The sequence below is a fragment of the Candidatus Atribacteria bacterium genome, assembly GCA_011056645.1.
GTDB classification, from domain to species: Bacteria; Atribacterota; Phoenicimicrobiia; order Phoenicimicrobiales; family Phoenicimicrobiaceae; genus Sediminicultor; species Sediminicultor quartus.
This window is the reverse complement of sequence record DSEL01000077.1, coordinates 1-5,863: the sequence shown is the minus strand read 5'-3', so window position 1 is coordinate 5,863 and position 5,863 is coordinate 1. Positions and strand designations below refer to the sequence as shown.

Here is a 5,863-nt window from a genome sequence, read left to right as displayed (position 1 = left end):
GGATGTAACCGGAACCGTCACTCTTCCCGAAGGGGTAGAGATGGTTATGCCCGGGGATAGAGTCACTATTAGCGGGGAATTGATTACTCCTATCGCTATGGAGAAACAGCTCCGCTTTGCTATTCGAGAAGGAGGGCGTACGATCAGTGCCGGAGTAGTAAGTGAGATAATAGAATAACATTGAATAGGGTATTGTGTACCCGCGAGTATCGCGTAATAAAAGAGGGGATATATTATCATTATCCGAAATGGTTTTTTAGCTTTAGGTAATACGCAATACGTGATGTGAAATGTAATAGGGAGGTAAAATAAAATTTAATGCAAAAAATAAGAATTCGCTTACAAGCATATGATCACAGAATATTAGATAATTCTTCCTTAATGATAGTAGATACAATAAAAAGAATTGGCGGAAGATTCTCTGGTCCTATACCTTTACCAACAGAAATAAATAAATATTGTGTCTTACGTTCCCCACATGTGGACAAAAAGTCAAGGGAGCAGTTTGAAATGAGAACTCATAAAAGATTAATAGATATTTTAGAGCCTTCTACCAAGACTATAGAAGCATTAATGCATCTTGATTTACCATCAGGTGTAGATATTGAGCTAAAAACTCTAGAATAAAAGGATGGCAAATTAGCCAGATATCGTTTTCATTTATTTCGCAAATAGATTTATTGATTATTTTATCTAAATAAAATGTACCAGAGGAAGTTGAAATAATTGTTAGGGAAATAGTCGCTAACATTTAGTAAATAGTTAATCGATTAATTGTTAAACTGGTAGAAGTAATTTCAAATTTAGTAATTAATTGATTAAGTGACTAACCAAAATAATTAATTTTAAGTTTTTAATTAGAGATAAAGTGATAAGTATAGATAAATAATTGTTTTATTAAAAAAAACTAATTAACCAAGTAACTAAATAATTAATTTACGCGATACGCGATAAGATTTATTAGACTCGGAGGTGAAGATAAAAATGGTAGCAGGAATATTGGGAGAGAAGTTAGGGATGACTAGGATATTTACCAAAGATGGAGAATCTATTCCGGTAACTGTAATTTTAGCTGGTCCCTGTCAGATAGTACAGAAAAAGACCATGGAAAAGGACGGTTACAATGCAGTGCAATTGGGTTTTAAGGAAGTAAAAGAGAAAAAAATTTCTAAACCTATAGTCAAGCACCTTGAAAAATATAAGGCAAAACCAATAAAACATATTAGAGAATTTAAGGTTGACGATTCCAATAAATATTTACCCGGCACAGAAGTTAAGGTAGATATCTTTAAGGAGGGTGATAGGGTAGATATTGTGGGTATATCTAAAGGAAAGGGTTTTGCTGGTGCAATTAAGAGACATAATTTTTCAGGTGGACCTAAAACCCACGGTCAGAAGGAGTATTTTAGATCAGTCGGTTCAATGGGTGCTACGGATGCAGCTCGAGTATTTAAGGGAAAAAAATTACCAGGACATATGGGAACAGAAAGAGTTACCGTGAAAAATATAGAAGTGGTAAAAATTAACCTCGATAGAAATTTAGTTTTAGTAAGAGGTTCAGTTCCTGGTGCCAAAGGAGCAGTACTGGTCATTAATAAAAATGGGTAATTAAGTAAGTTTTTACCAGGGAAGGAGGATTGTTTATGATTGCTTTATCAGTTCATAATGTTAAGGGAGAAAATATTGGAGAAGTTACCCTAAAAGATAATATTTTTAACACTAAAGTAAATAGATATCTAGTTCATCAAGCAGTTAAACGCTATTTGGCAAACAAAAGAAGAGGAACTGCTTCTACAAAAAATAGGAGCGAAGTAAGAGGTGGAGGAGCTAAGCCTTGGAAACAAAAAGGAACTGGAAGGGCTAGAGCAGGAACTAATAGTTCGCCTATATGGGTAGGTGGCGGAATTGTATTTGGCCCCAACCCTAGAGATTATTCCTTTTCTTTACCAAAAAAAATGAAAGTTGCTGCTATAAAATCAGTTTTATCGGATAAGTTCGATAATAAAGAAATTATCATTATAGATAAATTATCCTTAGAAGAAAATAAGACTAGTAAAATGGTGGAAATTTTGAAAAATTTGCATGCATTTAAAAAACCGTTAATAATCATTGAAAAAGAGGATAATGGTATCATGCAAGCAACAAGAAATATTAAGGAGGCACAAGTCTTGCCTGTTTCTAAAATAAATGCTTATGACCTTATAAATCATGAAAAGATAATAATTACTCAAGAAGCTTTAAAGCAAATTGAGGAGGTGTTCGTATAATGCCTTCAAATAAAGATATTATATTAGAACCAATCATTTCCGAGAAAACAGTAAGATTAAAAAAGGAAAATAAATATGTATTTAAGGTTGATTGGAAAGTTAATTCCACCGAAGTTGGAAAATCTATTGAGGAAAAATTTAAAACGAAAGTTGCAAAAGTAAATATTATAAAGATGCTTGGTAAAAAGAAGAGTTTGGGAAAATACTCTGGGAAGACATCCCATTGGAAGAAAGCGATAGTTACCCTAAAAGAGGGCGAAAAAATAAAAGAATTAGAAAATATCTAATACTTAAAAAGATATTTAAGGATGGTGTAGATTAAATGGCGGAGATAAAAAAATTTAAACCTACTTCTCCAGGGAGAAGATTTATGACCATTTCGACCTTTGATGAAATAACGAATGATAAACCTGAAAAATCTTTAACCGTAGGACTTAAAAGAAGAGGCGGGAGGAATCACCAAGGCAGGTTAACCGTTAGACATCAAGGTGGTGGAAATAAAAGAAAGTATAGGATAATTGATTTTAGAAATCAAAAGGAAGGAGTTCCAGCGAAGGTTTCAAGTATCGAGTATGATCCAAATCGTTCAGCACGAATTGCTTTACTCAAATACTATGACGGGGATAAGAGATACATTCTATGTCCGGCAAATTTAAAAGTGGGAGATGTAATCGTATCCGGAAGAGATGCGGATATAAAAGTAGGAAATTCAAAATCTTTAAAAGATATCCCCACTGGTACCTTAATTCATAATATTGAATTAAAACCAGGGCAAGGAGGAAAATTAGTTCGTTCAGCTGGAACAGTAGCTCAACTTATGGCCAAAGAAGGAAAATATGCTCATGTTAGATTGCCTTCCGGAGAAGTGAGGCTAATTCATTTGGAGTGTCAAGCCAGCATTGGGCAAATCGGTAACCTAACTCATGAAAATTTGTCTCATGGTAAAGCAGGAAAAAGTAGATGGCTTGGTATTAGACCAACCGTTAGAGGGGTAGCCATGAACCCCATTGATCATCCCATGGGTGGGGGAGAAGGAAAGAGCTCTGGAGGTAGACACCCTGTTTCTCCAACCGGTATACCGGCAAAGGGATATAGGACCAGAAAAAAGAATAAACCTTCAGATAGATATATCGTAAAAAGAAGGACGAAAAAATAGTAAATAAGGGAGGCAATTGTTTTAGATGTCTAGATCTTTAAAAAAAGGACCTTATATTAATGAAAAATTGTTAGGTAAAATTAGGGAACTTAATCAGAAGAGAAAGAAAGCTATTATTAAAACTTGGTCTAGAAGTTCAACGATTTTTCCTGTAATGGTCGGGCATACCATTGCTGTCCATAATGGAAAAAGACATATTCCGGTGTATATTACCGAAAATATGGTAGGTCACAAATTAGGAGAATTTTCTCCTACTAGAATTTTTAAAGGACATAGTGCTCATACTGAGAGATCTACCTCGGTAAAGTAGTAAATAATATAGATAGTAAAATATCTAAAAAATCTATTATTTAGTTATACAGAAAAGTGAAGAATTTGTATCTAAATTTATTCAAGATTAAAAATAATTAGTATTTTATATTACAGAAGAGTAATTAAATAAATTAGGAGGAAAACAATGAGTATAAAGGCAGTAGGTAAATATTTACCTATATCAGCCCGCAAAGGGAGACAGATCTTAGATATTATTCGGGGTAAGAATGCTGGTGAAGCGCTCTTAAGCATGAAATTTCTTCCTAACCGTTCCGCTAAAATGGTATACAATGTTTTAAACTCTGCGATTTATAATGCGCAAAATAATAATAATATAAACGTGGAAGATTTGTATATATCCGAAGCCTATGCTAATGATGGACCTATCACTAAAAGATTTCGACCTCGGGCTATGGGTAGAGCAAGCAAAATAAGAAAAAGAACTAGCCATATTACCATTATAGTTGATCATAAAGGGGAGGGGAAGTAATTGGGACAGAAAGTACATCCAAAAGGATTGAGAATTGGAATTATAAAAGATTGGGACGATAAGTGGTTTGCAAAAAAGGGTTATGCAGAAAACATATATCAGGATTACAAGATAAAAAAATATATTGAGAATCGTTTAAAGCATGCAGGGATTTCTTCTATCGAAATTGAACGTATTGCCGATCGGGTGAGGTTAACTATTAATTGTGCAAGACCAGGTATTGTAATTGGTCGTAAAGGTGCGGAAGTCGCTAAATTAAAAGAAGAGCTTTCAAAATTTGTAAAAAATGATTTACAAATAAAAATTATTGAGGTAAAAAAACCAGAATTAGACGCTAAATTGGTTGCTGAGAGTATCGCGGAACAACTGGAAAGAAGAGGTTCTACCAAAAGATCAATGAGGCAGGCTGCTAATCGAACTATGAAAATGGGGGCTGAAGGAATAAAGGTGTCTTGTTCGGGTAGAATAGGTGGAGCCGAAATAGCAAGAACAGAATGGCATTTAGAGGGTAGGTTACCTCTTCATACTTTACGAGCGAACATAGATTATAATCTCGCCGAAGCTAATACGACTTATGGAAAAATTGGTGTTAAAGTATGGATTTTCCGAGGAGAAGTGCTTCCAGTAAAAAACAAAGAAGTATATTCCCAGAATGAGACAAACAAGGTTTTTATTGGTAAGAAGGCAGAAGATTTAAGTGGAGAAGGAGAACAAAAAGATGTTACAACCAACTAGGACAAAATACCGGAAAACACATAGGGGAACCATGAAAGGATGTGCCCAAAAAGGAAATTTTATTGCTTTTGGAGATTTTGGTTTGCAAGCATTAGAATCTCACTGGATAACTAGTGCTCAAATAGAAGCAGCCCGGGTTGCTATTACACATGCAATAAAAAGAGGTGGAAAAGTTTGGGTGAGAATATTTCCGGATAAATCAGTGACTAAAAAACCAGCAGAAACTAGAATGGGGAAAGGTAAAGGAGCCCCCGACCATTGGGTGGCAGTAGTAAAACCTGGAAAGGTATTATTTGAATTAGGTGGAGTTGAACTTAATTTGGCTAAAGAAGCAATGCGTTTAGCTGCTCATAAGTTACCCATAAAAACTCGTTTTCTTTCCAGAGACGAACAGGTGGTGGGATAGATGAAAGCAAGTGAATTGAGAGATTTATCATTAGAAGAATTACAAAAAAAGCTAACAGATTTTAAAGATGAATTATTTAGTTTGAGATTTCAAGTTGTTACAGGACAATTAGGTAATTTTACAAGGATAAAAGAAGTAAAGCATAATATTGCTAGAACAAAAACAATTCTAAGGGAAATTGAATTAGGAAAAAATAAAGTCAATTGAAAAAAGGAGGGTTAAATGCTATCCGGGAATAAAATTAAAACAAAAATTGGGGAAGTTGTAAGTGATAGTATGGAGAAGAGCATAGTTGTAAAAGTTGAATACCTGGTATCACATCCTCTTTACAAAAAAAGGATTAAAAAATCAACTAAATTTATCGCGCATGATGAAGAAAATAAATGTAGTATCGGTGATAAGGTAAAAATTGCTGAAACACGACCTTTAAGCAAAAGAAAAAGATGGAGAGTTATGGAGATTTTAGAAAAAACTAAATAAGCAAATTCATATTAAAT

General features: G+C 34.1%; 12 protein-coding genes. All 12 read left to right on the top strand.

Annotation, left to right across the window (positions count from 1 at the left end; genetic code table 11):
• Positions 1-178 (top strand): elongation factor Tu (tuf, locus tag ENO17_03175; protein ID HER24039.1); only part of this gene is annotated, 178 nt, incomplete at its 5' end.
• Positions 179-318: 140 nt separating this feature from the next.
• Complete coding sequence (locus tag ENO17_03170; GenBank protein ID HER24038.1) at positions 319-627, top strand: 30S ribosomal protein S10; 309 nt, start codon at positions 319-321, stop codon at positions 625-627.
• 357 nt (positions 628-984) lie between these two features.
• Complete coding sequence (locus tag ENO17_03165; protein HER24037.1) at positions 985-1,608, top strand: 50S ribosomal protein L3; 624 nt, start codon at positions 985-987, stop codon at positions 1,606-1,608.
• 35 nt (positions 1,609-1,643) lie between these two features.
• Positions 1,644-2,267 carry a 50S ribosomal protein L4 gene (locus ENO17_03160; GenBank protein HER24036.1) on the top strand — a complete coding sequence of 208 codons (624 nt, stop codon included), beginning with the start codon at positions 1,644-1,646 and terminating at the stop codon, positions 2,265-2,267.
• Positions 2,267-2,554, top strand: a complete 288-nt coding sequence (locus ENO17_03155) for a 50S ribosomal protein L23 (GenBank protein ID HER24035.1) — start codon at positions 2,267-2,269, stop codon at positions 2,552-2,554. Before ENO17_03160 ends, ENO17_03155 begins: the two co-directional genes overlap by 1 nt.
• A gap of 35 nt (positions 2,555-2,589) precedes the next feature.
• Positions 2,590-3,423 (top strand): 50S ribosomal protein L2, encoded by an 834-nt coding sequence (locus tag ENO17_03150; protein HER24034.1) that lies wholly within the window; start codon positions 2,590-2,592, stop codon positions 3,421-3,423.
• A gap of 25 nt (positions 3,424-3,448) precedes the next feature.
• A complete protein-coding gene (locus ENO17_03145) occupies positions 3,449-3,733 on the top strand; it encodes a 30S ribosomal protein S19 (protein ID HER24033.1) in 285 nt (94 codons plus the stop codon).
• A gap of 147 nt (positions 3,734-3,880) precedes the next feature.
• Positions 3,881-4,225: a 50S ribosomal protein L22 gene (locus ENO17_03140; GenBank protein HER24032.1), complete on the top strand. Its 345-nt coding sequence runs from the start codon at positions 3,881-3,883 to the stop codon at positions 4,223-4,225.
• Positions 4,226-4,960, top strand: coding sequence for a 30S ribosomal protein S3 (locus ENO17_03135; protein HER24031.1), 735 nt, complete (start codon positions 4,226-4,228; stop codon positions 4,958-4,960).
• A complete protein-coding gene (locus ENO17_03130) occupies positions 4,944-5,366 on the top strand; it encodes a 50S ribosomal protein L16 (GenBank protein ID HER24030.1) in 423 nt (140 codons plus the stop codon). The genes ENO17_03135 and ENO17_03130 overlap by 17 nt, the downstream gene beginning before the upstream one ends.
• Positions 5,367-5,573 carry a 50S ribosomal protein L29 gene (locus ENO17_03125; protein HER24029.1) on the top strand — a complete coding sequence of 69 codons (207 nt, stop codon included), beginning with the start codon at positions 5,367-5,369 and terminating at the stop codon, positions 5,571-5,573.
• A gap of 15 nt (positions 5,574-5,588) precedes the next feature.
• A complete protein-coding gene (gene rpsQ, locus ENO17_03120; protein HER24028.1) occupies positions 5,589-5,846 on the top strand; it encodes a 30S ribosomal protein S17 in 258 nt (85 codons plus the stop codon).
• The last annotated feature ends 17 nt before the right edge of the window (positions 5,847-5,863 follow it).